We start from the raw sequence: 26,932 nt of genomic DNA on the forward strand, positions 1-26,932 counted from the left end.
GTAAGCTTGATAACAGATTAATTAACCGGCGACAAGCGGGTTAATGAAACAGAATTTGCCTGGCGGCCGTAGCGCGGTGGTCCCACCTGACCCCATGCCGAACTCAGAAGTGAAACGCCGTAGCGCCGATGGTAGTGTGGGGTCTCCCCATGCGAGAGTAGGGAACTGCCAGGCATCAAATTAAGCGAAAGGCCATCCGGAAGGATGGCCTTTTTGCGTTGGTGCAGAAAAAATGCCGGACGCGACGCTGACGCGTCTTATCCGTCCTACTTTTGCATCCACTCCACCACAAAATCAGCCAGCCCCTCAATATCATTAATATCCAGTAACGCGACATCAAGATTAAGCGGCACATCACTGGCTACAGCAATAACATGTCTGTCTATCACCAACTCTTCCGGTCGATGTCCGGCCCCTTCACGAAACAGCACAATCTTTGCGATTTCTTCATGCTTAAACCCTTCGACCAGAATCAAATCCAGCTTTGAGGTATCCATTCGACTTGCGAGAAAATGTAGATCCAGCTCTTCTTCGTCTGGTGTTTCCGTCATCAAGGCCCAACGCTGCTGGCTGGCAACGATAGTTTGTGCCGCCCCAGCCTTGCGCAGCTCATAGCTATCTTTGCCTGGCTTATCAACATCCATATCATGATGCGTATGTTTAATCAGCCCTGGGCGGATCCCTCTGGCGCATAATGCCGGGATAAGTTTTTTCAACAGCGTCGTTTTTCCGGTACCGCTCCACGCGGCAAAGGCGAGTAGCGGTATCATTGTTTTTCCTGCCATCGGGCAAGCTCCTCTGGCGTATTCACGTTCACAAATGCCTCTTTACGGTCGCTAAAATCAACCGCGTGACCGCCAGCAAGATTCATAAATGCCATCACCCGGCGCTCTCCGGATTGCAGATATTCCTGCAACAAAGGCTCAATAGCGCGATTTACCAGAGCAATCGTCGGGTGATCACGTTCGCCGTCATGGACCCACACTACAGGTGCATCTTTGCGCTGATGATTAAGCCGGGAGACTAAATCCTGGGGAATATAAGGCGTATCGCACGGACAAAACAGAAACCACTCACCTGCTTCCTGCTGCATTACCGAAAGCATTCCCGCAAGCGGGCCAGGGTAATCCGCCAGTGAATCCGCTATTACTTTCAGACCACTTGCTTGATAGATTTCCTGATGACGATTGGCATTAACCACGACGTAGGATAGCTGCGTCATAAGCGCATCAGTGACATGCTGCCAAAGTGGTTTGCCGTTTAATTCAAGCAACCCTTTATCTACGCCACCCATTCGTCTGGCTTTACCGCCCGCCAGTACAACGCCTGTTATCGTCGTCATCAGATTCACCGATATCGCCTCTTTTATTGTGGGATTGACCCTGCTAACGTGTCTGTCTCAAGAGTAAGGAGCATTACTATGAAATGTAAACGTCTGAATGAAGTTATTGAACTCCTCCAGCCAGCCTGGCAAAAAGAGCCAGACCTTAACCTGCTGCAATTTTTGCAGAAACTGGCGAAAGAGTCAGGTTTTGACGGCGAACTGGCGGATTTGACGGATGACATTCTGATCTATCACCTGAAAATGCGCGATTCCGCGAAAGATGCGGTGATCCCTGGGTTGCAGAAAGATTATGAAGAAGACTTCAAAACGGCGCTGTTACGCGCGCGTGGCGTAATTAAAGAGTAAAAGCTTGTAAGCGCTACCAACAAAATCATTGTGAAATGATATCCTTCATCATTCGTAATGTTTTCCGGATGATGGGATGAACAACAGCGCTTTTACTTTCCAGACACTACACCCGGATACCATCATGGACGCTCTGTTTGAGCAAGGGATCCGGGTGGATTCCGGTCTTACCCCGCTTAACAGCTATGAAAACCGTGTCTATCAATTTCAGGACGAAGACCGTCGACGCTTTGTCGTCAAATTTTATCGCCCTGAACGTTGGACAGCAGATCAAATCCTCGAAGAACATCAATTTGCGCTGCAACTGGTAAACGACGAAGTTCCGGTCGCGGCCCCTTTGGCTTTTAATGGCCAGACATTATTGATTCATCAGGGATTTTATTTCGCCGTTTTCCCAAGCGTCGGTGGTCGTCAGTTCGAAGCCGATAATATTGATCAGATGGAAGCGGTTGGGCGTTATTTAGGGCGCATGCACCAGACGGGGCGCAAACAGCTTTTTATCCATCGCCCGACCATCGGCCTGCATGAATATCTCATTGAACCTCGTAAGTTGTTTGAAGATGCCACGCTGATACCTTCTGGGCTGAAAGCGGCCTTCCTTAAGGCAACTGATGAACTTATTACCGCCGTTACAGCACACTGGCGGGAGGACTTCACCGCTCTGCGATTGCATGGTGATTGCCATGCCGGAAATATTCTCTGGCGCGATGGCCCCATGTTTGTTGACCTGGATGATGCGCGTAATGGCCCTGCAATTCAGGACCTGTGGATGTTGCTGAATGGCGATAAAGCTGAGCAACGGATGCAGTTAGAAACTATTATTGAAGCTTATGAAGAATTTAGCGAGTTCGACACCGCTGAAATCGGACTGATTGAACCTTTACGCGCCATGCGTTTGGTTTATTATCTTGCCTGGCTAATGCGGCGCTGGGCCGATCCCGCGTTCCCGAAAAATTTCCCGTGGTTAACCGGGGAAGATTACTGGCTGCGACAGACGGCAACTTTTATAGAGCAGGCAAAAGTTCTACAAGAACCCCCTTTGCAATTAACACCTATGTATTAATCGGAGAGAGTAGATCATGAAAAAGATTTGGCTGGCGCTGGCTGGTTTGGTTTTAGCGTTTAGCGCATCGGCGGCGCAGTATGAAGATGGTAAACAATACACCACGCTGGAAAAGCCGGTTGCTGGCGCTCCGCAAGTACTGGAGTTTTTCTCTTTCTTCTGCCCGCACTGCTATCAGTTTGAAGAAGTTCTGCATATTTCTGAGAACGTGAAGAAAAAACTGCCGGAAGGTGTGAAGATGACTAAATACCACGTCAACTTCATGGGTGGGGAGCTGGGTCAATCTCTGACACAAGCGTGGGCTGTGGCGATGGCGCTGGGCGTAGAAGATAAAGTGACTGTACCGCTGTTTGAAGGCGTACAGAAAACTCAGACCATTCGTTCTACAGCCGACATTCGCGATGTCTTCATCAACGCAGGTATTAAAGGCGAAGAGTATGATGCGGCATGGAACAGCTTTGTTGTTAAGTCTCTGGTCGCACAGCAAGAAAAAGCGGCTGCAGATGTACAATTGCGTGGCGTTCCAGCGATGTTTGTTAACGGTAAATATCAGCTGAATCCGCAGGGTATGGATACCAGCAATATGGATGTTTTTGTTCAGCAGTATGCTGATACAGTGAAATATCTTTCTGAGAAAAAATAATTTATTGTAATTTACATAAAGCCCGTGAATATTCGCGGGCTTTTTTTGTTGTTTAATCAATATAAATACTTTCTGATAATTTACCTCGTTTCTGGACATTTTAATATCAAGCGCGGATATTAAAAGTTTTGCTGTTTTATCAGGGAATATTAGAAATGATACGTAAGTCAGCCACAGGTGTTATTGTTGCATTAGCCATTATCTGGGGCGGTGGAACATGGTATGAAGGGACTCAAATCCAGTCTGGCGTCGAAAAATTTATTAAAGATTTTAACGACAGTAAAAAGAAGGGAGAGCATGCCTATGATATGACCGCCAGCTATAAAAACTTTGATAAAGGTTTTTTTAGCTCTCATTTTCAAATGCTTATTACCTTTGATAAAGGTGCGCCAGATCTCAATATCAAGCCAGGACAAGGTATTGCATTTGATGTGGATGTCGATCATGGTCCCTTGCCGCTATCAATGCTAAAAAGCGGCAATATCTTACCTGCTATGGCGGCAGCAAAAGTTAAATTAGTCAATAATGAACTGACACAACCGCTATTTATTGCCGCAAAAGAGAGAGCGCCCGTCGAAGCGACATTACGATTCGCCTTTGGCGGTTCTTTCTCTACAACTCTGGACGTTGCCCCTGCAGAGTATGGAAAACTCTCCTTTGGTGAAGGTCAGATTACTTTTAATGGTGATGACAGTTCATTGTCTAATCTCGATGTTGAAGGCAAAGTCGAAGATATTGTTCTGGAATTATCGCCAATAAACAAAGTCACGGCGAAAAGTTTTACCATTAATTCTCTGACGCGATTAGAAGAAAAGAAATTTCCGGTTGGTGAAAGCGAGTCGAAATTTAATCAGATTAGCATTATCAATCGCGGAGACGAAGTTGCCAAAATCGATGCTTTCGTCGCGAAAACCACCCTAGAGCGCGTAAAAGATAAAGATCATATCAATGTCAATCTGAGTTACGAAATTGATAAGTTAACAAAAGGGAATCAGCAACTCGGTAGCGGTCAATGGTCATTGATTGCTGAATCTATTGATCCCTTAGCAGTTCGCCAGTTTATCATCCAGTACAACATTGCGATGCAGAAGCAACTTGCAGCACACCCTGAGTTAGCAAATGATGAAGATGCACTGGAAGCAATGAATACCGCATTGTTCAAAGAGTATTTACCGTTATTACAAAAAAGTGAGCCGATGATTAAACTACCTGTAAGCTGGAAGAACGCTGTCGGCGAACTAAATGCTAATCTGGATATTAGTATTGCCGATCCAGCCAAATCTTCATCATCCACAAACAAAGATATTAAATCTTTCAATCTGGATATGAATGTACCGATTAATGCCGTCACTGAAATAGCTAAACAGCTTAATTTATCTGAAGGAATGGATGCTGAAAAAGCTCAAAAGCTGGCTGATAAACAAATCGGCGGAATGGCAACATTAGGTAAGATGTTTCAGCTAATCACAATTGACAACAATATCGCCTCGCTGCAACTGCATTATTTGCCAGGTAAAGTTGTTTTTAACGGTCAGGAGATGAGCGAAGAAGAGTTTATGTCTCGTGCCGGACGTTTAGTGCATTAAAATGATAACTCGCCTCTGCTAATACGGAGGCGAGTTATAACTACTTATCCTGATGCTGTGATGACATCAGTGAAGTCAGAAGTCGGTCTTTTTCCTGCCACAGTGTGTTCAGCCACTGCTGAAAATGACGTTTGAAGCTTTTGTCATTGATATAGTCGCCATGCAACTCTTCAGCAATAGGTTGTAAATCCACATGCACGACAATCCGCGTCAGTTTGCCACTTAACATATCGAAGAATGGCTGGCGGTTATTGTCCGGATAACACAGCGTAACATTGAGTAGTTTATCGAATTGTTTACCCAGAACATTCAGCGTCATCGCGATACCGGCGGCTTTGGGAGGCAGGAGGTTTTTAAATGTCGAGTGGGTTTGCTGATGTTTCTGTTCAGTAAAACGGGAGCCTTCAACAAAATTCACAATCGTGGTGGGATGCAGGCGAAACTTTTCGCAAGACCGACGAGTGGTTTCAACATCTTTACCGCGCCGTTCCGGATGACGTATCAAATAAGCGCGGGAATAGCGCTTCATAAACGGCATATCCAGCGCCCAGCACGCCAGGCCAAGGAAAGGTACCCAGGCCAGTTGCTGCTTGAGAAAATATTTGTTCATTGGAATATGCTTACGAAACAACACGCACAGTACAACAATATCAGCCCAACTGCGGTGGTTACAAATAAGTAGATACCAGTTCTTCTTACTTAGTCCTTCCAGCCCGCGAACTTCCCATTGCAGGTGTGGGTTAAGGTGCAGTAATAGCGCTAATCCTTCACACCAGCAATACATCATAAAATCACAAAAAAGCGATACCTTTCGCCAAATCACTGGTACAGGTAACAATAGTTTTACGATCCCGGCAATGATGATCGGGACAGAACAAAAAATGGTGACCAAAATGGTCAATACGATACTCACCAAAAGTGTTATCGCAGCGAGTATTCTCGTCATAATTAAATTATTCAAAAGGTTAGCCATAGACAGTGCGCTAAAGAAGCGCAAGGCGCAGATTTTAGCAGAAAACGGCCCAAATAACGGATGATCCTTAAATAGAAAAATAATTCATATCTATCCACATTAGAAAAAATCCCTATTACTCAATCACCAGCAACGCTTTTATTTTTAACTTTATGAAAAACAACAACAAACCTAATTCTGTAACAAGCATGATAATAAATTAAAAGTGATGTAAATAATTTATACACAAAGTTATCCACATGACAATTTGCGAGCGATCCAGAAGATCTACAAAAGATTTTCACGAAAAGCGGTGAAAAACTCATGTTTTCATCCTGTCTGTGGCATCCTTTACGCATAATCTGATAAACAGGCACGGACATTATGGTTCAGATCCCCCAAAACCCACTTATCCTTGTAGATGGTTCATCTTATCTTTATCGCGCATATCACGCGTTTCCGCCGCTGACTAACAGCGCAGGCGAGCCAACCGGTGCGATGTACGGTGTCCTCAACATGCTGCGTAGTCTGATCATGCAATACCAACCGACGCATGCAGCGGTGGTCTTTGACGCCAAGGGAAAAACCTTTCGTGATGAACTGTTTGAACATTACAAATCACATCGCCCGCCAATGCCGGACGATTTGCGCGCGCAGATCGAACCCCTGCACACAATGGTAAAAGCGATGGGGCTGCCTCTGCTGGCCGTTTCTGGTGTAGAAGCAGACGACGTTATTGGTACTCTGGCGCGTGAAGCAGAAAAAGCCGGGCGTCCGGTATTGATCAGCACCGGTGATAAAGATATGGCGCAACTGGTGACGCCAAATATCACTCTTATCAACACCATGACAAATACTATCCTCGGCCCGGAAGAGGTGGTGAATAAGTACGGCGTACCACCAGAATTGATTATCGACTTCCTGGCACTGATGGGCGATTCCTCCGATAACATACCGGGCGTACCGGGCGTCGGCGAAAAAACCGCGCAGGCACTGCTACAAGGTCTTGGCGGCCTGGATACGCTGTATGCCGAGCCGGAAAAAATTGCTGGATTGAGCTTCCGCGGCGCGAAAACAATGGCGGCGAAGCTTGAGCAAAATAAAGAGGTGGCCTATCTCTCTTACCAGCTAGCGACGATTAAAACCGACGTTGAACTGGAACTGACCTGCGAACAACTGGAAGTACAGCAACCGGCGGCTGAAGAGTTGTTGGGACTGTTCAAAAAGTATGAGTTCAAACGCTGGACTGCTGATGTCGAAGCGGGCAAATGGTTACAGGCCAAAGGGGCAAAACCAGCCGCGAAGCCACAGGAAACCAGTGTTGCAGACGAAGCACCAGAAGTGACGGCAACGGTGATTTCTTATGACAACTACGTCACCATCCTTGATGAAGAAACACTGAAAGCGTGGATTGCGAAGCTGGAAAAAGCGCCGGTATTTGCATTTGATACCGAAACCGACAGCCTTGATAACATCTCTGCCAACCTGGTCGGGCTTTCTTTTGCTATCGAGCCAGGCGTAGCGGCCTATATTCCAGTTGCTCATGATTATCTTGATGCGCCCGATCAGATCTCCCGCGAGCGCGCGCTCGAATTGCTGAAACCGCTGCTGGAAGATGAAAAGGCGCTGAAGGTCGGGCAAAACCTGAAATACGATCGCGGCATTCTGGCGAACTACGGTATTGAACTGCGTGGGATTGCCTTTGATACCATGCTGGAGTCCTACATTCTCAATAGCGTTGCCGGCCGTCACGATATGGACAGCCTCGCGGAACGTTGGTTGAAACACAAAACCATCACTTTTGAAGAGATTGCCGGTAAAGGTAAAAATCAACTGACCTTTAACCAGATTGCCCTGGAAGAGGCCGGACGCTATGCTGCCGAAGATGCGGATGTCACCTTACAATTGCATCTGAAAATGTGGCCGGATCTGCAAAAACACAAAGGGCCACTGAACGTCTTCGAAAACATCGAAATGCCGCTGGTGCCGGTACTTTCGCGCATCGAACGTAACGGTGTGAAGATCGACCCGAAAGTGCTGCACAATCATTCTGAAGAGCTCACCTTGCGTCTGGCTGAGCTGGAAAAGAAAGCGCATGAAATTGCAGGTGAACAATTTAACCTTTCTTCCACCAAGCAGTTACAAACCATTCTGTTTGAAAAACAGGGCATTAAACCGCTGAAGAAAACGCCGGGTGGCGCGCCTTCAACGTCAGAAGAGGTACTGGAAGAACTGGCGCTGGACTATCCGTTGCCAAAAGTGATTCTGGAGTATCGTGGTCTGGCGAAGCTGAAGTCGACTTACACCGACAAGCTGCCGCTGATGATCAACCCGAAAACCGGGCGGGTGCATACTTCCTATCACCAGGCAGTAACTGCGACGGGACGTTTATCCTCAACCGATCCTAACCTGCAAAACATTCCGGTGCGTAACGAAGAAGGTCGCCGTATTCGCCAGGCCTTTATTGCGCCGCAGGATTACGTGATTGTCTCGGCGGACTACTCACAAATTGAGTTGCGCATTATGGCGCATCTCTCGCGTGACAAAGGTTTGCTGACCGCATTCGCGGAAGGAAAGGATATCCACCGGGCTACGGCGGCAGAAGTATTTGGTTTGCCACTGGAAACTGTTACCAGCGAACAACGCCGTAGCGCGAAAGCGATCAACTTCGGCCTGATTTATGGCATGAGTGCTTTCGGCCTGGCGCGGCAATTGAACATTCCGCGTAAAGAGGCGCAGAAGTACATGGACCTTTACTTCGAACGCTACCCAGGCGTACTGGAGTATATGGAACGCACTCGCGCGCAGGCGAAAGAGCAGGGCTACGTTGAAACGCTGGACGGACGCCGTCTGTATCTGCCGGATATCAAATCCAGCAATGGTGCTCGTCGTGCAGCGGCTGAACGTGCAGCCATTAACGCGCCAATGCAGGGAACCGCCGCCGACATTATCAAACGGGCGATGATTGCCGTTGATGCGTGGCTACAGGCTGAGCAACCGCGTGTGCGTATGATCATGCAGGTACACGATGAACTGGTGTTTGAAGTTCATAAAGATGATGTCGATGCGGTAGCGAAGAAGATCCATCAGTTGATGGAAAACTGTACCCGCCTGGATGTGCCGTTGCTGGTGGAAGTGGGGAGTGGCGAAAACTGGGATCAGGCGCACTAAGATTTGCCTTAACAAGCCTTTTTTTCGTAACTTAGCAACATAACCAGCCACGTTTTGTGATGGGTATTAGAAATTCCTATGCAACAACTGAAAAAAAATTACAAAAAGTGCTTTCTGAACTGAACAAAAAAGAGTAAAGTTAGTCGCGTAGGGTACAGAGGTAAGATGTTCTATCTTTCAGACCTTTTACTTCACGTAATCGGATTTGGCTGAATTTTTTAGCCGCCCCAGTCAGTAATGACTGGGGCGTTTTTTATTGCGCGAAAGAAAAGAACCTTATTGCCGGATACGCGATATCCGGCACATGCATAAGGGCTAGAAAATCATTCGCCTTTCTGCTTCTCTTCAACGGGTTGCATCTCGCTAAACCAGGTATCCAGTTTCTGGCGAAGTTTATCCACGCCTTGCTTCTTCAGAGAAGAGAATGTCTCTACCTGCACATCACCGTTAAACGCCAGCACTGCTTCACGCACCATATTCAATTGCGCTTTACGTGCACCGCTTGCCAGTTTGTCCGCTTTGGTCAGCAGCACCAGTACGGCGATATTGCTGTCCACCGCCCACTCAATCATCTGTTGGTCGAGATCTTTCAGCGGATGGCGAATATCCATCAGCACTACCAGTCCTTGCAGACTCTGACGTTTTTCGAGGTACTCGCCGAGCGCGCGTTGCCATTTGCGCTTCATCTCTTCAGGAACTTCCGCATAGCCATAGCCAGGTAAGTCGACCAGACGTTTGCCGTCAGCCACTTCAAACAGGTTGATAAGCTGGGTACGTCCTGGTGTTTTCGAGGTCCGCGCCAGGCTTTTCTGGTTAGTCAACGTGTTCAGCGCGCTGGATTTACCTGCGTTGGAACGGCCTGCAAAAGCCACTTCGATCCCGGTATCGGAAGGTAAGTGGCGAATATCAGGCGCACTCATTACAAAATGCGTCTGTTGATAATTCAAATTAGTCAAAGCGGTCGTCTCCGTCAGTCAAAGCTTTGCGGCGATTATACCTGAACCACAATAAAAGACGGATTTTTCGGCGTGAACGGTGTAAGTCAATACCATGTACTTTGTGAGACATTGCCGATTGTTTTTATGAGAAATCGAAGAGAAATTTCTGCGACACATGTCAAATAGGCTAAATAAATCATGTGATTAGTTTTATACAATAATCTGAAAATGAGTAAATACTGATGATAGTTTATTGTTTGTTTAACGCAGAAGCGTAAAGTATCACCCATAGAGCGAGGACGCTAACAGGAACGATGACTCAGGATGAGGGTCAGGAGCGCCAGGAGGCGAAGACAGAGGATTGTCAGGAAGACAAACGTCCGGAGACGTCACTAAAGGGAAATGGAATCAACACGGAATGTTCCGGCTAATGGAAAAACAGGGTGTGTTGGCGGCCTGCAAGGATTGTAAGACCCGTTAAGGGTTGTGAGTCAGGGAAAAAGGCGACAGAGTAATCTGTCGCCTTTTTTCTTTGCTTGCTTTCTGTTAGATTCCGCCGCAAATCTATACTAAATAAAACGGCTAAAAGACGAATTGATATGAAACCATCATCTTCAAACTCACGCAGCAAAGGTCATGCAAAAGCGCGTCGTAAAACCCGCGAAGAGCTGAATCAGGAAGCTCGTGATCGCAAGCGCCAGAAAAAACGCCGTGGTCATGCACCTGGCAGCCGCGCAGCGGGCGGTAGCGCTACCTCGGGTAGCAAAGGCCAGAATGCACCGAAAGATCCACGTATTGGCAGTAAAACCCCTATTCCATTGGGCGTGACTGAAAAAGTCACCAAACAGCACAAACCGAAGAGTGAGAAACCTATGCTTTCACCGCAGGCGGAGTTGGAGTTACTGGAGACGGATGAGCGTCTGGATGCGCTGCTGGAACGTCTGGAAGCAGGCGAAACCCTGAGTGCCGAAGAGCAATCTTGGGTGGATGCCAAGCTGGATCGTATTGATGAGCTGATGCAGAAACTCGGCCTCTCTTATGACGACGACGAAGAAGAGGAAGAAGACGAGAAGCAAGAAGACATGATGCGTCTGCTGCGAGGCAACTAACGGATTGCCGACGTGGGCCTTCCCGTTCTGCTGATAACCCTTCCGGTTATATGTTATCTGGTGTGGTTATTCGTTAAACTACAGCGGTTGTCGCGGCGACAAAAGTGGCTGCGCAACCGGCTGATGACCCGAAACGGGCATCCGTCGGTACGCCGTAGCCGCCAGAGACGCCATCGGAAGGAGTGAGCATGTCTGTACAGCAAATCGACTGGGACCTGGCCCTGATCCAGAAATATAACTATTCCGGGCCACGATACACCTCGTACCCGACCGCGCTGGAGTTTTCAGAAGACTTCGGCGAACAGGCGTTTCTACAAGCCGTGGCACGCTACCCTGAGCGGCCGCTATCTCTCTACGTACATATCCCGTTCTGCCACAAACTTTGCTATTTCTGTGGTTGCAATAAGATAGTGACTCGTCAGCAGCACAAGGCCGATCAGTATCTGGACGTGCTTGAGCAAGAAATCGTTCATCGTGCGCCACTATTTGCCGGACGCAAGGTGAGCCAATTGCACTGGGGCGGCGGTACGCCAACGTACCTGAACAAAACGCAAATTAGCCGCCTGATGAAGCTGCTACGCGAAAACTTCCAGTTCAATGCCGATGCGGAAATCTCGATCGAAGTCGATCCGCGTGAAATCGAACTGGATGTACTGGATCATTTACGCGCGGAAGGTTTTAACCGCCTGAGTATGGGCGTGCAGGACTTCAACAAAGAAGTGCAACGTCTGGTTAACCGCGAGCAGGATGAAGAGTTTATCTTTGCGCTGCTTAACCATGCGCGTGAGATTGGCTTTACCTCCACCAACATCGACCTGATTTACGGCCTGCCGAAACAGACGCCGGAAAGTTTCGCCTTTACCCTGAAACGTGTGGCGGAGCTGAACCCTGACCGTCTGAGTGTCTTTAACTACGCGCATCTGCCGACCATTTTTGCTGCTCAGCGCAAAATCAAAGATGCTGACCTGCCGAGTCCACAGCAAAAACTGGATATCTTGCAGGAAACCATCGCTTTCCTGACGCAATCGGGCTATCAGTTTATCGGTATGGATCACTTTGCTCGCCCGGATGACGAGCTGGCGGTGGCCCAGCGTGAAGGCGTGCTTCATCGTAACTTCCAGGGCTACACCACTCAGGGCGATACCGATTTGCTGGGGATGGGCGTTTCCGCCATCAGCATGATTGGCGACTGTTACGCGCAGAACCAGAAAGAGTTAAAGCATTACTATCAGCAGGTGGATGAACAAGGCAATGCGCTGTGGCGTGGTATTGCGCTAACGCGTGATGACTGTATTCGCCGCGATGTGATTAAGTCGCTAATCTGCAATTTCCGTCTGGATTACGCCCCCGTAGAACAACAGTGGGATTTGCACTTCGCTGACTATTTTGCGGAAGATCTCAAGCTGCTGGCCCCATTAGCAAAAGATGGGCTGGTGGATGTCAATGAGAAGGGGATTCAGGTAACGGCGAAAGGTCGCTTGCTGATCCGCAACATTTGCATGTGCTTTGATACTTATCTGCGCCAGAAAGCGCGAATGCAGCAGTTCTCACGGGTGATTTAAATTGTGAATGGCGCCATCAATGTGCTGAGAACAAGGTTGCCTGATGCGCTGGTCAACAAAACCTGTTGAAATTATTGCTTTTGTAGGCCGGATAAGGCGTTTACGCCGCATCCGGCAATCAACGCCTGATGCGACGCTGGTTGCGTCTTATCAGACCTACGACTTTCTCCGCATCCGGCATAAACAACGAGCTTCAGCTAAACAGCCCAATCATTACGGCACACAACACGGCAGCAACGGCAGTTTGCGGCGTGTGGCTGTCAACTGCGCCACTTGATAGCAGATTAATTATTGATTCCAGCATAATGACACTCCCCCCGTTTTTCGGGCATGATCATACTGAACTTACCGGAACAGTAAAGCGCAAAATAACAGCAATTTGCGCTCAATAATCAATCTTTACACACAAGCCGTGAATCACTCCATCCCCAGCTCTTTTAACTTACGCGTCAGGGTGTTACGGCCCCAGCCAAGTAGCCGCGCCGCTTCCTGTTTATGCCCCTGCGTATGTCGCAACGCGGTCGTCAGTAACGTCCGCTCCAGCTCTGGCTGCGCTTCGGAAAGCAGATTTTGATGACCGGAACGCAGCGCTCTGTCTGCCCACTGCGCAAGAAGCGTCGCCCAACTGTCCGGTTGCATTTGCGAAGTACTCTCCGCAACCGTTGATTCAAACAGTTCGCCGGGCAAATCCTGAATCAACACTTCCTGCCCGGCGGCCATCACGGTTAGCCAGCGGCAGGTGTTTTCCAGCTGGCGCACGTTGCCTGGCCACGCCAGACGCGTCAGAGCAGCTTCGGTTTCCGGATGCAGCAACTTCGCTTCTACGCCCAGTTCGCGCGCGGCAACCTGTAAAAAATGGCGCGCCAGACGGGGAATATCTTCCCGACGCTCGCGCAGCGGCGGCAGATGAACGCGGATAACGTTCAGGCGGTGGAACAGATCCTCACGGAACTTACCTTCCTGCACCCGCTGTTCGAGATTCTGGTGAGTGGCAGCGATAATCCGCACATCCACTTTCACCGGCGCATAGCCGCCAACGCGGTAAAACTGACCGTCTGCCAGCACGCGCAGCAAACGCGTCTGCACATCCAGCGGCATATCGCCAATTTCATCAAGGAATAATGTGCCGCCATCGGCCTGTTCAAAACGCCCCTGACGAATGGTATTCGCGCCGGTAAACGCGCCTTTCTCGTGACCGAACAGTTCTGATTCGATCAAATCTTTCGGGATAGCCGCCATATTGAGCGCGATAAATGGCGCTTTGGCTCGCGGACTGTGGCGATGCAGGGCATGAGCGACCAGTTCTTTACCAGTGCCGGACTCGCCGTTAATCAGCACGCTAATAGAAGAACGCGAAAGCCGACCGATAATGCGGAACACGTCCTGCATGGCTGGCGCTTCGCCGATGATATCGGTCGTTGGGCCGTTAAGCTGAACATTACGCGGCTGCTGCTGTTCCTGGTAATGACTGATGGCGCGCTCAACCAGCGCCACGGCTTCGTCGATATCAAACGGTTTGGGCAGATAATCAAACGCCCCTTGTTGATAGGCGCTGACGGCAGCATCCAGATCGGAATGTGCGGTCATAATGATGACCGGAAGCATCGGATGGCGCTGTTTAATCTGCTTGAGCAGCGCCAGGCCGTCCATGCCCGGCATACGGATATCTGAAAGCAGCACATCCGGCGTTTTGCTCGCCAGTGCCTCCAGTACCTCCGCGCCGTTCTCAAATGTCGTACAGGTTAAACCTGCCCCAGCGAGCGCACGTTCAAGCACCCAACGGATGGAACTATCGTCATCGACTACCCAGACTATCCCTCGTTGCATAAACGTCACCTTTATTTCCTGATAGGCAGGTAAACCGAGAACTCGGTATGACCTGGCCAACTGGTAAATTCAATTTTGCCTGAATGCTGATCAATCAAATTACGGGCGATGGATAAGCCAAGCCCGGTGCCGCCTTCGCGGCCGCTGACCATCGGGTAAAACAGCGTATCCTGCAAATGAGGCGGAATGCCTGGCCCGTTATCTTCTACATCAATTCGCGCCGCCAGCCGATAGCGCTCGCCGTGTAAGGTCAGTTGAAACGCGGTGCGGGTACGCAGAATGATTTCACCGCCTTCCGGCCCCAGCGCCTGTAGCGCATTGCGCACAATATTCAGCAAGACCTGTTCAATTTGATCCGGGTCGTGCGCCAGTTCCGGCAGACTGGGGTCGTAATCACGAATCAACCGCACGTTGTCCGGCAGTTCCATCGACACCAGCGTCACCACGCGTTCAGCCACTTTGTGAATACTTTCGGTAACGCGCGTACCGGGCAGCTGCGGCCCCAACAGACGGTCGACCAGATTTCGCAGCCGGTCCGCCTGTTCGATAATCACTTTGGTATATTCCAGCAGTGACGGGTCAGGTAACGCTTTGCTGAGCAGCTGCGCTGCGCCACGTAAACCGCCAAGCGGATTTTTAATCTCATGCGCCAGGCCGCGCACCAAATCACGGGCAGCAACCTGCTGGGCGTGCTGTAGCTGTTCCTGACTTAAGCGGCGCTGGTTATCCATCGGCGCCATCTCCAGCAGGATCATGCCGTCCGGCATACGCTGAGCCGTCACAGAAAGGATATGTGAGCGCCCGTCAATCACCAGCGTCACTTCGTTATCGGTAAAACCTTGCCCCGCCTCCAGACTTTCTTGCATCAGCTCGATATTTAATGAGAAGTAGCTCAACAGTTCCGGTAACGGTGTACCAAACAATTTGCGGGAGCTTTGGGCGAGCAGTTGTTGCGCGGCGGGGTTGGCGTAATGAATCGCCAGGTTGTCATCGATTAACAAAATACTGTTAATCAGCGAGTTGAGGATCTGCCCAGCATCGGGCTGCGTGCCTGTTGCCATAAAGCAGTCTCCTGAACAGGTTGCACCATTTTAGTGCATTATAGCTTTTTACGGATAAAAAGCGCGAAGCATCAGAGAATTGACGGAGAAAAAAGCCCATGCAGAGATGGGCTGAAAGTTTCCACGGCAACTAAATCCCGGCGTTGTTGCGCCGGGTAGTACAACTTCAACTATTAGACGCTGTAGTACAGCTCAAACTCTACCGGATGCGGAGTCATACGCACGCGGTCATCTTCTTCGCGACGCAGAGCGATGTACGCATCGATCGCTTCATCAGTGAACACGCCACCGGCTTTCAGGAACTCGCGGTCCAGATCCAGTTCGTTCAGTGCTTCTTCCAGAGAGCCTGCAACCTGTGGGATCTCTTTCGCCTCTTCCGGCGGCAGGTCATACAGGTTTTTGTCCATAGCTTCACCCGGATGGATCTTGTTCTTGATACCATCAAGACCGGCCATCAGCAGGGCAGCAAAGCACAGGTACGGGTTAGCCGCCGGGTCCGGGAAACGCACTTCGATACGACGCGCTTTCGGAGAAGAAACCACTGGAATACGGATAGACGCAGAACGGTTACGCGCAGAGTAAGCCAGCATTACCGGTGCTTCGTAGCCCGGGACCAGACGCTTATAAGAGTTGGTGGTCGGGTTTGCCAGGGCGTTAATCGCTTTAGCGTGTTTGATTACGCCGCCAATGTAGTACAGCGCCTGCTCAGACAGACCTGCATATTTGTCACCCGCGAACAGGTTAACGCCGTTTTTAGACAGTGACATGTGGCAGTGCATACCGGAGCCGTTATCACCGAACATCGGTTTTGGCATAAAGGTCGCGGTTTTACCGAAGCGGTGCGCCACGTTGTGCACAACATATTTGTAGATCTGAATTTCGTCGGCTTTTTTGGTCATGGTATTGAAGCGGGTTGCCACTTCGTTCTGACCAGCGGTTGCAACTTCGTGGTGATGGGCTTCAACAACCAGACCCATCTGTTCCATCACCAGACACATTTCAGAACGAATATCCTGAGCAGAGTCTACCGGTGGAACCGGGAAGTAACCGCCTTTCACTGCCGGACGGTGACCTTTGTTACCACCTTCATATTGGGTGGAGGAGTTCCATGCGCCTTCAATATCGTCGATGGCAACGTGAGAACCGGAGATAGATGATCCGAAACGGATGTCATCGAACAGGAAGAATTCTGGTTCTGGCCCGAACAGTACGGTGTCGGCAATGCCAGTAGAACGCAGGTAATCTTCAGCGCGTTTCGCAATGGAGCGCGGGTCACGGTCATAGCCTTGCAAGGTGCCAGGTTCAAGGATGTCGCAACGGATAATCAGGGTAGAGTCGGCAAAGAACGGGTCAATCACTGCGGTGGATGCGTCTGGCATCAGCACCATGTCGGATTCGTTAATGCCTTTCCAGCCGCCAATCGAGGAGCCGTCAAACATTTTGCCTTCTTCGAAGAATTCAGCATTCACCTGATGAGCAGGGATAGTGACGTGCTGTTCTTTACCTTTAGTATCGGTGAAGCGCAAATCAACAAACTTCACTTCGTGCTCGTTCAGCATCGTCAGTACGTGTTCAGCGGACATACTTTAACTCTCCTGGATTGGTCATTGTCGTCGTGGTAACGAAATCTGCAATTGTTTTGGCCGTGTCGCCGTAAAAAAGATTAAGCGAAATCTGTGCCAACTTTTAAATTACCCCTAAAAGGCGTTATCATGCTTAACATCGTGCAAAAGGGCTGCACCATGATGTGAATGTTGCACCAATATAGTGCTCTAATGGAAACATTAAGCACCATATTGGTGCAATGACCTTTGGATAACCCTTTTTATGCTCCGTGAAAGCGATCACAAAGGGACTCTGCAATACTTGTTTGCGGAGGATGTTTGTGATCCTGTTTTGTAGTGCGATTAATCCGTGTACAATAACGCGCTATTTCTAATGCCTGAGGCAAAGTTGTGATCGAAAAATTGCGTAATATCGCCATCATCGCGCACGTAGACCATGGTAAAACCACCCTGGTAGACAAGCTGCTCCAACAATCCGGTACGTTCGACTCTCGTGCCGAAACCCAAGAGCGCGTGATGGACTCCAACGATTTGGAGAAAGAGCGTGGGATTACCATCCTCGCGAAAAACACCGCTATCAAATGGAATGATTACCGTATCAATATCGTTGATACCCCGGGGCACGCCGACTTCGGTGGTGAAGTTGAACGTGTAATGTCCATGGTAGACTCAGTGCTGCTGGTGGTTGACGCATTTGACGGCCCGATGCCGCAAACGCGCTTCGTAACCAAAAAAGCGTTTGCTTACGGCCTGAAGCCGATTGTTGTCATCAACAAAGTTGACCGCCCTGGCGCGCGTCCTGATTGGGTTGTGGATCAGGTATTCGATCTGTTCGTTAACCTCGACGCGACCGACGAGCAGCTGGACTTCCCGATCGTTTACGCTTCTGCGCTGAACGGTATCGCGGGTCTGGACCACGAAGATATGGCGGAAGACATGACTCCGCTGTACCAGGCGATTGTTGACCACGTTCCTGCGCCGGACGTTGACCTTGACGGTCCGTTCCAGATGCAGATTTCTCAGCTCGATTACAACAGCTATGTTGGCGTTATCGGCATTGGCCGCATCAAGCGCGGTAAAGTGAAGCCGAACCAGCAGGTCACTATCATCGATAGCGAAGGCAAAACCCGCAACGCGAAAGTCGGTAAAGTGCTGGGCCACCTCGGTCTGGAACGTATCGAAACCGATCTGGCGGAAGCTGGCGATATCGTAGCGATCACGGGCCTGGGCGAACTGAACATTTCTGACACCGTTTGCGACACGCAAAACGTTGAAGCGCTGCCGGCACTCTCCGTTGATGAGCCGACCGTTTCTATGTTCTTCTGCGTTAACACCTCGCCGTTCTGCGGTAAAGAAGGTAAGTTCGTAACGTCTCGTCAGATCCTGGATCGTCTGAACAAAGAACTGGTACACAACGTTGCGCTGCGCGTAGAAGAAACCGAAGACGCCGATGCGTTCCGCGTTTCTGGTCGTGGCGAACTGCACCTGTCTGTTCTGATCGAAAACATGCGTCGTGAAGGTTTCGAACTGGCGGTATCCCGTCCGAAAGTTATCTTCCGTGAAATCGACGGTCGTAAACAAGAGCCGTATGAAAACGTGACTCTGGACGTTGAAGAACAGCATCAGGGTTCTGTAATGCAGGCGCTGGGCGAACGTAAAGGCGACCTGAAAAACATGAATCCAGACGGTAAAGGCCGCGTACGTCTCGACTACGTGATCCCAAGCCGTGGTCTGATTGGCTTCCGTTCTGAGTTCATGACCATGACTTCCGGTACGGGTCTGCTGTACTCCACCTTCAGCCACTACGACGACGTACGTCCGGGTGAAGTGGGTCAGCGTCAGAACGGCGTACTGATCTCTAACGGTCAGGGTAAAGCGGTAGCGTTCGCGCTGTTCGGTCTGCAGGATCGCGGTAAGCTGTTCCTCGGTCACGGTGCAGAAGTTTACGAAGGTCAGATTATCGGTATTCACAGCCGCTCTAACGACCTGACTGTAAACTGCCTGACCGGTAAGAAACTGACCAACATGCGTGCTTCCGGTACTGACGAAGCCGTTGTTCTGGTTCCGCCTATCCGCATGACTCTGGAACAAGCTCTGGAGTTCATCGATGATGACGAACTGGTAGAAGTGACTCCAACCTCTATCCGTATTCGTAAACGTCACCTGACGGAAAACGATCGTCGTCGCGCCAACCGCGCACCGAAAGACGATTAATTTCGCTTTTCAGTCATGAAAAACCTGCCAGCGATGGCAGGTTTTTTTTCGCCTGCCGTAAGTCCTCACCAATGCGAGTATCTCCCTTATAAGTCTGTGATTACGTCAATAGAGAGCTTTGTCACAATTATCTGCAAAGTCATACGCCGTTAATTGCTTTCTTTTTTGGCGTAAGCGTAAGATGCCACATCTGGTTTAAACCAAAAGGATTAAACAATGACGGGAAATCAATCCACCGTAGAAAATGCAAAAGAGAGATTGGATCGGTGGTTAAAAGATGGCATCACCACGCCGGGTGGAAAACTCCCTTCAGAAAGAGAGCTGGGAGAGCTGCTGGGCATTAAACGTATGACGTTGCGCCAGGCGTTGTTGAACCTCGAGGCAGAATCCAAAATCTTCCGTAAGGATCGTAAAGGGTGGTTCGTGACCCAGCCGCGATTTAATTACAGTCCGGAGCTGTCAGCGAGCTTTCAGCGGGCCGCAATTGAGCAAGGGCGGGAACCTTCCTGGGGCTTTACTGAGAAAAGCCGTACCAGCGATATTCCCGAGACGCTCGCGCCACTGATTGCAGTGACGCCATCAACTGAACTCTATCGCATCACCGGCTGGGGGGCGCTGGAAGGACATAAAGTTTTCTATCACGAAACATATATTAATCCTGAAGTTGCTCCGGGTTTTATTGAACAACTTGAAAACCACTCTTTTTCTGCAGTCTGGGAAAAGTGCTACCAAAAAGAGACGGTAGTAAAAAAATTGATTTTCAAACCCGTCAGAATGCCGGGCGATATCAGCAAGTATCTTGGCGGTTCTGCGGGTATGCCAGCGATCTTAATTGAAAAGCATCGCGCCGACCAGCAAGGCAATATTGTCCAGATAGATATTGAATATTGGCGATTTGAGGCCGTAGACCTCATCATTAATCTGTAGGTGTTTTATGGTGACAATAAATAACGCAAGAAAGATTCTACAACGTGTCGACACTCTTCCTCTTTATTTGCATGCCTATGCCTTTCATTTAAATATGCGGCTGGAAAGAGTATTGCCTGCTGATTTACTTGATATCGCAAGTGAAAATAATCTACGTGGCGTCAAAATTCATGTTCTGGATGGCGAGCGTTTTTCTCTGGGCAATATGGCCGATAAAGAACTCTCCGCCTTTGGTGATAAAGCTCGACGTCTGAACCTTGATATTCATATTGAAACCAGCGCCTCAGATAAGGCATCTATTGACGAAGCCGTTACCATTGCGTTGAAAACCGGGGCATCGTCCGTACGTTTTTATCCGCGTTATGAAGGTAATTTGCGCGACGTATTATCGATTATCGCTAACGACATTGCCTATGTGCGGGAAGCGTATCAGGACAGCGGCCTGACCTTTACGATCGAACAGCATGAGGATTTAAAAAGCCATGAACTGGTGTCGCTGGTCAAAGAAAGTGAGATGGAATCTCTTTCCTTACTGTTTGATTTTGCGAACATGATCAATGCAAATGAGCATCCCATCGACGCCTTAAAAACGATGGCACCGCACATCACCCAAGTCCATATCAAAGATGCCTTGATCGTTAAAGAACAAGGTGGCCTGGGTCATAAAGCCTGTATTTCAGGTCAGGGAGATATGCCGTTCAAAGAGTTATTAACACACCTTATCTGCCTCGGCGATGAAGAACCGCAGGTGACGGCATATGGCCTGGAAGAAGAGGTTGATTATTATGCTCCAGCGTTCCGCTTTGAAGACGAAGATGATAATCCGTGGATCCCTTATCGCCAGATGAGTGAAACACCATTGCCAGAAAAGCATTTGCTGGATGAGCGGTTACGTAAAGAAAAAGAAGATGCAATTAATCAGATAAATCATGTGCGTAACGTACTACAACAAATCAAACAAGAGGCGAGCCATCTTCTGAACCACTAACAAGTTTGAATTCATACGCAGTTAATAAAACCATTCCATAAGAATGGTCGGTATCTTATTGCCTTTAAAACAGTGATTTTAAAAATCGCTTAGGGGATGTTATGCTCACGAAAAAGAAATGGGCGTTATTTAGTCTATTAACACTGTGTGGCGGTACAATTTATAAATTACCGTCGCTGAAAGATGCGTTTTATATCCCGATGCAGGAATATTTCCATTTGACCAATGGTCAAATTGGTAATGCTATGTCGGTAAACTCATTTGTCACGACAGTGGGCTTTTTTCTGTCTATTTATTTTGCCGATAAACTACCGCGCAGATACACCATGTCATTCTCACTTATTGCGACGGGATTACTGGGTGTTTATCTGACGACAATGCCAGGTTATTGGGGCATCCTCTTTGTCTGGGCGCTGTTTGGCGTTACTTGCGACATGATGAACTGGCCTGTCTTGCTCAAGTCGGTAAGTCGACTGGGCAATAGCGAACAACAAGGTCGTTTGTTTGGCTTCTTCGAAACAGGGCGTGGCATTGTCGATACCGTGGTGGCATTTTCTGCGTTGGCAGTATTTACCTGGTTTGGCAGTGGCTTGTTGGGCTTTAAAGCGGGCATCTGGTTCTATTCCCTTATTGTGATTGCCGTGGGCGTTATCATTTTCTTTGTACTGAATGACAAAGAAGAGGCACCGTCCGTGGAGGTGAAAGAAGATAAAGAAGCATCGAAAAACCCCAGTATGACCTCGGTGCTGAGAGACAAAACCATCTGGCTTATCGCTTTTAACGTCTTCTTCGTTTACGCGGTTTACTGTGGCCTGACATTTTTCATTCCATTCCTGAAAAACATCTATCTATTGCCCGTTGCGCTGGTGGGGGCTTACGGCATCATTAACCAATACTGTTTGAAAATGATTGGTGGACCGATTGGTGGCATGATTTCAGATAAGATCCTGAAATCACCGAGTAAATATCTATGCTACACCTTTATCATCAGCACCGCTGCGCTCGTACTGTTGATTATGCTGCCGCACGAAAGTATGCCGGTCTATTTAGGGATGGCATGTACGCTGGGCTTTGGCGCGATTGTCTTTACACAGCGAGCCGTATTTTTTGCACCTATCGGCGAAGCAAAAATTGCTGAAAATAAAACAGGTGCGGCGATGGCGTTAGGTAGCTTTATTGGTTACGCCCCGGCGATGTTCTGCTTCAGTCTGTATGGCTACATTCTGGATTTAAATCCGGGGATTATTGGCTACAAAATCGTGTTTGGCATTATGGCCTGCTTCGCATTCTGTGGTGCGGTGGTTTCCGTAATGCTGGTTAAGCGTATTAGCCAACGTAAGAAAGAGATGCTGGCGGCTGAAGCTTAATTAATGGCCGGATGTGTTTAATCCGGCCAAAAAAAATCCGCTGAATCCCCAGCGGATTTTTCGAAGTTTCAATTTCAGGATACTTCTTGCTCGGCAACCACCAGTTCAACATTCTCTTCACTTAACAACTGGCAGAAAGAATTGGGAGGCGGGGCATCAGTAAAAAAAGCCCTGACATTCCGTGCATTGCCAACGCTACCGCGCCGTGAAAAACATCGCCTGCTCCAGTCGTATCAACCACATTGACATAAAATGCATCCTGTTGACACAAATGATCATCTTCAATCCACAATGAACCTTCAGAACCCAGCGTGACATACGCTTTACCCGCAGTTTGTGTCGTTGCCTGGTACAAACCTTCTTCAGGTGACTGTAGGCCAGTCATGCGTTTCAGCCCTGGCGTTGAGAACACAGTATGATCGGCTAACGCGACAAGTGGAGAAATATCCTGCGGTGTCATATCGGCGCTGGTCATCGAGACTCGTTGGCAATTTACACCTGAATCTTAACCATTCATCTATTGCGAAAAAGCCAGTGAAATTACTCTGCTTTTTCGCAATCAGCATCACAAGATTACCCTTATTGCCACATAGCCAAACCCATCCTTTCCCGCTACAGTTAATTTCTTGTGGCGAGAAAGGAGGCAAAAATGCTCTATATCTTTGATTTAGGTAATGTGATTGTCGATATCGACTTCAACCGTGTGCTGGGAACCTGGAGCGATTTAACGCGCGTTCCGCTGGCATCGCTGAAGAAAAGTTTCCATATGGGCGAGGCGTTTCATCAGCATGAACGCGGGGAGATCAGCGATGAAGAATTTGCTGAAGCGCTGTGCCATGAGATGGCTCTACCGCTAAGTTACGAACAGTTCTCCCACGGCTGGCAGGCGGTGTTTGTCGCGCTGCGCCCGGAAGTGATCGATATTATGCAGAAACTGCGTGGGCAGGGGCATCGCGTGGTGGTGCTTTCCAATACTAACCGTCTTCATACCACCTTCTGGCCGGAGGAATACCCGGAAATCCGTGATGCTGCCGACCATATCTATCTGTCGCAAGATCTGGGCATGCGCAAACCTGAAGCGCGAATTTACCAGCATGTTTTGCAGGCGGAAGGTTTTTCCCCCAGCGATACGGTCTTTTTTGATGACAACGCCGATAATATAGAAGGAGCAAATCAGCTAGGTATTACCAGCATTCTGGTGAAAGATAAAACCACCATCCCGGACTATTTCGCGAAGGTGCTATGCTAAAAAACATTCAGGACAAAGCCAGGCATCATACCCGTCCGCTATGGGCCTGGCTGAAACTACTCTGGCAACGCATTAATGAGGACAACATGACAACCCTGGCAGGTAACCTTGCCTATGTGTCGTTACTCTCATTAGTGCCGCTGGTTGCCGTTGTTTTTGCGCTTTTTGCCGCTTTTCCCATGTTCTCAGACGTTAGTATCCAGCTGCGTCACTTTATTTTTGCCAACTTTCTCCCTGCCACTGGCGACGTTATCCAGCAATATATCGAACAGTTTGTTGCCAATTCCAACAAGATGACCGCTGTCGGGGCATGTGGCCTGATCGTCACGGCGTTATTGTTGATGTATTCCATTGATAGCGCATTGAATGCCATCTGGCGAAGTAAACGGGTACGGCCAAAAATTTACTCTTTTGCTGTGTACTGGATGATCCTGACGTTAGGGCCGCTGTTGGCGGGGGCCAGTCTGGCGATCAGTTCTTATCTGCTCTCCCTGCGTTGGGCGAGCGATCTCAATACTGTCATCGACAATGTGCTGCGCATTTTTCCGCTGCTGTTGTCGTGGATCTCATTCTGGCTCCTGTACAGCATCGTTCCTACTATCCGCGTCCCTAACCGCGACGCGATTGTCGGCGCGTTTGTTGCCGCACTCCTGTTCGAGGCAGGAAAGAAAGGTTTCGCGCTTTATATCACCATGTTCCCGTCATATCAGCTCATTTATGGCGTACTGGCGGTGATCCCCATTCTCTTCGTCTGGGTCTACTGGACGTGGTGTATCGTCTTGCTTGGCGCGGAAATTACTGTCACTCTCGGGGAATACCGCAAACTAAAACAAGCAGCTGAACAAGAAGAAGACGACGAACCATGATTGCATTAATTCAACGCGTAACCCGTGCCAGCGTCACCGTGGAGGGAGAAGTGACGGGCGAAATTGGCGCGGGACTTTTGGTGTTATTGGGTGTCGAAAAGGATGACGACGAACAGAAAGCAAACCGTCTGTGCGAGCGTGTGCTCGGCTATCGCATCTTTAGCGATGCCGAAGGCAAGATGAATCTCAACGTGCAACAGGCGGGCGGCAGCGTGCTGGTGGTTTCCCAGTTTACCCTCGCCGCAGATACCGAACGGGGGATGCGCCCAAGTTTCTCCAAAGGCGCTACACCGGATCGCGCAGAGGCGTTATATGACTATTTCGTCGAACGCTGCCGTCAGCAGGAGATGAACACACAAACAGGACGCTTCGCTGCCGATATGCAGGTATCGCTGGTCAATGATGGCCCCGTGACATTCTGGTTGCAGGTATGAGCCAGCTTCCAGGTGTGTCACGGGAAACAAGAGAGAGTATCGCTATGTATCACCTTCGGGTTCCACAAACAGAAGAAGAATTAGAGCGTTACTATCAGTTTCGCTGGGAAATGTTGCGTAAGCCCCTGCATCAACCAAAAGGTTCGGAACGCGACGCCTGGGATGCGATGGCGCATCACCAGATGGTCGTCGACGAGCAGGGCAATCTGGTGGCGGTAGGCCGACTGTATATTAATGCCGACAATGAAGCGTCCATTCGCTTTATGGCCGTTCATCCCGACGTGCAGGACAAAGGGCTGGGAACGCTGATGGCGATGACGCTTGAGTCGGTGGCGCGTCAGGAAGGCGTTAAGCGCGTGACCTGTAGCGCCCGTGAAGACGCGGTGGAGTTTTTCGCCAAGCTGGGGTTTGTTAATCAGGGAGAAATCACCACACCAACCACCACGCCGATTCGCCATTTTTTGATGATTAAACCTGTCGCCACTCTGGATGATATTTTGCATCGCGGCGACTGGTGTGCGCAGCTGCAACAGGCGTGGTATGAACACATCCCGCTTAGTGAAAAAATGGGCGTGCGCATTCAGCAATATACCGGGCAAAAATTTATCACCACCATGCCAGAAACTGGCAATCAGAATCCGCACCATACGTTGTTTGCCGGGAGTTTATTCTCGCTGGCAACGCTCACCGGTTGGGGGCTTATCTGGTTGATGCTGCGCGAACGCCACCTCGGCGGAACGATTATTCTGGCGGATGCGCATATCCGCTACAGCAAGCCGATTAGCGGTAAACCTCATGCGATAGCCGACCTCGGTGCATTAAGCGGCGATCTCGACCGTCTGGCGCGCGGGCGCAAAGCACGGGTGCAAATGCAGGTCGAAATCTTTGGCGACGAGACGCCGGGTGCGGTGTTTGAAGGCACGTATATCGTTCTGCCCGCGAAGCCATTTGGCCCGTATGAAGAGGGCGGGAACGAAGAGGAGTAGGGGCGTTTTAATTAAATACCGGTTGGTGGCGGTACTGACCGGTCTGCGATGGGTGATAAATTTTATCTTAAGCTTGATGCGGTAAATACGCTGAATTTTTTCTGGTACACTATCCTGATGACGTAAATGAAGACCCAATCAAAAAAACAAATATCCTTGAATATAATATATTTATAGCACCCATAATTCATCCTTATTATTTGTGGTTGCTTTTCTGTAGATGTACCCCCCGCTTAATTAAAAGTAATAAACCATTTTTGAGTAACAATTTAAATGACTGCAACTGTTACATTATTTTTGGAAAACGTCTCGCAAAAACAAAACAGCATGCAAAAATCCGCTTTTGTTCATTAATTTTCCGGCGTAATTTTCGCACATACATTAATGAGTAATATATGTAAGAGGGTAACAATGGCGATGAATACGGTTTTTCTTCATTTATCAGAAGAGGCAATTAAACGGCTGAATAAGCTTCGGGGCTGGCGTAAGGTTTCACGATCTGCAATTTTACGCGAAGCGGTAGAGCAATATCTGGAGCGTCAGCAATTTCCGGTGCGTAAAGCAAAGGGTGACAGGCAAAGGAGGGAGGTAGTTGGTGTTGACGCTCAGTGTAAGGAGCATAAGGAATGACAAAAATTTTTCATTCTTGAATATAAAAAAACAGATGCCCTTATTCTGGTATTAATACAAGGCTGTTTTACTTGAACTTATAATAACTGCAACTGTTACATCAT

24 protein-coding genes, 1 rRNA gene and 3 pseudogenes are annotated in these 26,932 nt (G+C 49.0%); 18 read left to right on the top strand and 10 right to left on the bottom strand.

The features are described 5' to 3' along the window. Positions 1-58: 58 nt before the first annotated feature. Positions 59-174, top strand: a 5S ribosomal RNA gene (gene rrf, locus D9742_RS13405). Between the two features lie 92 nt (positions 175-266). Here rrf and mobB read toward each other — a convergent pair. Together mobB and mobA are read right to left on the bottom strand one after the other, a co-directional pair. Continuing rightward, positions 267-785, bottom strand: a complete 519-nt coding sequence (gene mobB, locus D9742_RS13410) for a molybdopterin-guanine dinucleotide biosynthesis protein MobB (protein WP_130237224.1) — start codon at positions 783-785, stop codon at positions 267-269. After that, positions 767-1,351, bottom strand: coding sequence for a molybdenum cofactor guanylyltransferase MobA (mobA, locus tag D9742_RS13415; protein ID WP_130237225.1), 585 nt, complete (start codon positions 1,349-1,351; stop codon positions 767-769). The genes mobB and mobA overlap by 19 nt, the downstream gene beginning before the upstream one ends. Before the next feature lie 69 nt (positions 1,352-1,420). Between mobA and D9742_RS13420 the strand changes: the two genes are divergently transcribed. From D9742_RS13420 to D9742_RS13435, 4 genes are all read left to right on the top strand, one after another. After that, positions 1,421-1,690, top strand: coding sequence for a YihD family protein (locus tag D9742_RS13420; RefSeq protein ID WP_001295263.1), 270 nt, complete (start codon positions 1,421-1,423; stop codon positions 1,688-1,690). A 76-nt stretch (positions 1,691-1,766) separates the two neighbouring features. Next, a complete protein-coding gene (gene srkA / locus D9742_RS13425) occupies positions 1,767-2,753 on the top strand; it encodes a stress response kinase SrkA (RefSeq protein ID WP_130237226.1) in 987 nt (328 codons plus the stop codon). 16 nt (positions 2,754-2,769) lie between these two features. Beyond that, positions 2,770-3,396, top strand: a complete 627-nt coding sequence (gene dsbA, locus D9742_RS13430) for a thiol:disulfide interchange protein DsbA (RefSeq protein ID WP_064527999.1) — start codon at positions 2,770-2,772, stop codon at positions 3,394-3,396. A gap of 155 nt (positions 3,397-3,551) precedes the next feature. After that, positions 3,552-4,982, top strand: coding sequence for a DUF945 family protein (locus D9742_RS13435; protein WP_130237227.1), 1,431 nt, complete (start codon positions 3,552-3,554; stop codon positions 4,980-4,982). Positions 4,983-5,022: 40 nt separating this feature from the next. On the opposite strand, the gene D9742_RS13440 is transcribed toward D9742_RS13435, so the two are convergent. Further along, positions 5,023-5,955: an acyltransferase gene (locus D9742_RS13440; protein ID WP_130237228.1), complete on the bottom strand. Its 933-nt coding sequence runs from the start codon at positions 5,953-5,955 to the stop codon at positions 5,023-5,025. Positions 5,956-6,318: 363 nt separating this feature from the next. On the opposite strand from D9742_RS13440, the gene polA reads away from it, so the two are divergent. Beyond that, positions 6,319-9,105: a DNA polymerase I gene (polA, locus tag D9742_RS13450; protein WP_130237230.1), complete on the top strand. Its 2,787-nt coding sequence runs from the start codon at positions 6,319-6,321 to the stop codon at positions 9,103-9,105. Positions 9,106-9,428: 323 nt separating this feature from the next. On the opposite strand, the gene yihA is transcribed toward polA, so the two are convergent. After that, positions 9,429-10,061 (bottom strand): ribosome biogenesis GTP-binding protein YihA/YsxC, encoded by a 633-nt coding sequence (gene yihA, locus D9742_RS13455; protein WP_130237231.1) that lies wholly within the window; start codon positions 10,059-10,061, stop codon positions 9,429-9,431. A gap of 296 nt (positions 10,062-10,357) precedes the next feature. On the opposite strand from yihA, the pseudogene D9742_RS23460 reads away from it, so the two are divergent. The 3 genes and pseudogenes from D9742_RS23460 (at position 10,358) to hemN (ending at position 12,714) form a co-directional block, all read left to right on the top strand. Continuing rightward, positions 10,358-10,524 (top strand): annotated as a pseudogene (locus D9742_RS23460) (hypothetical protein). Positions 10,525-10,642: 118 nt separating this feature from the next. Further along, on the top strand, positions 10,643-11,152 hold the full coding sequence (gene yihI, locus D9742_RS13465; RefSeq protein ID WP_130209972.1) for a Der GTPase-activating protein YihI: 510 nt from the start codon (positions 10,643-10,645) through the stop codon (positions 11,150-11,152). A gap of 188 nt (positions 11,153-11,340) precedes the next feature. Beyond that, the gene (hemN, locus tag D9742_RS13470) at positions 11,341-12,714 is read left to right on the top strand and encodes an oxygen-independent coproporphyrinogen III oxidase (protein WP_130237232.1); all 1,374 of its coding nucleotides are present in this window, start codon (positions 11,341-11,343) and stop codon (positions 12,712-12,714) included. Positions 12,715-12,907: 193 nt separating this feature from the next. On the opposite strand, the gene D9742_RS13475 is transcribed toward hemN, so the two are convergent. The 4 genes from D9742_RS13475 to glnA form a co-directional block, all read right to left on the bottom strand. Then, entirely contained in the window at positions 12,908-13,018 is a 111-nt protein-coding gene (locus D9742_RS13475) for a YshB family small membrane protein (protein WP_130237233.1), read from the bottom strand. A gap of 113 nt (positions 13,019-13,131) precedes the next feature. After that, complete coding sequence (gene glnG, locus D9742_RS13480) at positions 13,132-14,541, bottom strand: nitrogen regulation protein NR(I) (RefSeq protein ID WP_001188777.1); 1,410 nt, start codon at positions 14,539-14,541, stop codon at positions 13,132-13,134. An 11-nt stretch (positions 14,542-14,552) separates the two neighbouring features. Then, positions 14,553-15,602 carry a nitrogen regulation protein NR(II) gene (glnL, locus tag D9742_RS13485; protein ID WP_000190577.1) on the bottom strand — a complete coding sequence of 350 codons (1,050 nt, stop codon included), beginning with the start codon at positions 15,600-15,602 and terminating at the stop codon, positions 14,553-14,555. Between the two features lie 173 nt (positions 15,603-15,775). Next, positions 15,776-17,185, bottom strand: coding sequence for a glutamate--ammonia ligase (gene glnA / locus D9742_RS13490; protein WP_001271717.1), 1,410 nt, complete (start codon positions 17,183-17,185; stop codon positions 15,776-15,778). Between the two features lie 372 nt (positions 17,186-17,557). Between glnA and typA the strand changes: the two genes are divergently transcribed. The 4 genes from typA (at position 17,558) to D9742_RS13510 (ending at position 22,663) form a co-directional block, all read left to right on the top strand. Then, on the top strand, positions 17,558-19,381 hold the full coding sequence (typA, locus tag D9742_RS13495; RefSeq protein WP_000570668.1) for a ribosome-dependent GTPase TypA: 1,824 nt from the start codon (positions 17,558-17,560) through the stop codon (positions 19,379-19,381). Positions 19,382-19,597: 216 nt separating this feature from the next. Next, complete coding sequence (locus D9742_RS13500; protein ID WP_130237234.1) at positions 19,598-20,308, top strand: GntR family transcriptional regulator; 711 nt, start codon at positions 19,598-19,600, stop codon at positions 20,306-20,308. Between the two features lie 7 nt (positions 20,309-20,315). After that, the gene (locus tag D9742_RS13505) at positions 20,316-21,296 is read left to right on the top strand and encodes a TIM barrel protein (protein WP_130237235.1); all 981 of its coding nucleotides are present in this window, start codon (positions 20,316-20,318) and stop codon (positions 21,294-21,296) included. A 101-nt stretch (positions 21,297-21,397) separates the two neighbouring features. Then, positions 21,398-22,663 carry an MFS transporter gene (locus tag D9742_RS13510; RefSeq protein ID WP_130237236.1) on the top strand — a complete coding sequence of 422 codons (1,266 nt, stop codon included), beginning with the start codon at positions 21,398-21,400 and terminating at the stop codon, positions 22,661-22,663. 74 nt (positions 22,664-22,737) lie between these two features. Here D9742_RS13510 and D9742_RS23795 read toward each other — a convergent pair. Together D9742_RS23795 and D9742_RS13520 are read right to left on the bottom strand one after the other, a co-directional pair. Continuing rightward, positions 22,738-22,860: pseudogene (locus tag D9742_RS23795) on the bottom strand (DeoR family transcriptional regulator); the annotation flags it as partial. Further along, positions 22,851-23,129 (bottom strand): annotated as a pseudogene (locus tag D9742_RS13520) (PfkB family carbohydrate kinase); the annotation flags it as partial. The pseudogenes D9742_RS23795 and D9742_RS13520, both read right to left, overlap by 10 nt. A gap of 183 nt (positions 23,130-23,312) precedes the next feature. Between D9742_RS13520 and yihX the strand changes: the two are divergent. The 5 genes from yihX (at position 23,313) to D9742_RS13550 (ending at position 26,828) form a co-directional block, all read left to right on the top strand. Further along, positions 23,313-23,912, top strand: coding sequence for a glucose-1-phosphatase (gene yihX, locus D9742_RS13525; RefSeq protein WP_130237237.1), 600 nt, complete (start codon positions 23,313-23,315; stop codon positions 23,910-23,912). After that, on the top strand, positions 23,906-24,778 hold the full coding sequence (locus D9742_RS13530) for a virulence factor BrkB family protein (RefSeq protein ID WP_130237238.1): 873 nt from the start codon (positions 23,906-23,908) through the stop codon (positions 24,776-24,778). Before yihX ends, D9742_RS13530 begins: the two co-directional genes overlap by 7 nt. Next, positions 24,775-25,212: a D-aminoacyl-tRNA deacylase gene (gene dtd, locus D9742_RS13535; protein ID WP_130237239.1), complete on the top strand. Its 438-nt coding sequence runs from the start codon at positions 24,775-24,777 to the stop codon at positions 25,210-25,212. The genes D9742_RS13530 and dtd overlap by 4 nt, the downstream gene beginning before the upstream one ends. A 44-nt stretch (positions 25,213-25,256) precedes the next feature. Next, positions 25,257-26,198, top strand: coding sequence for a fatty acid biosynthesis protein FabY (gene fabY, locus D9742_RS13540; protein WP_032185609.1), 942 nt, complete (start codon positions 25,257-25,259; stop codon positions 26,196-26,198). A gap of 411 nt (positions 26,199-26,609) precedes the next feature. After that, complete coding sequence (locus tag D9742_RS13550) at positions 26,610-26,828, top strand: CopG family transcriptional regulator (RefSeq protein ID WP_130237241.1); 219 nt, start codon at positions 26,610-26,612, stop codon at positions 26,826-26,828. Positions 26,829-26,932: the final 104 nt, after the last annotated feature.

This window comes from Escherichia sp. E1V33 (assembly GCF_004211955.1).
Taxonomy (GTDB): domain Bacteria; phylum Pseudomonadota; class Gammaproteobacteria; order Enterobacterales; family Enterobacteriaceae; genus Escherichia.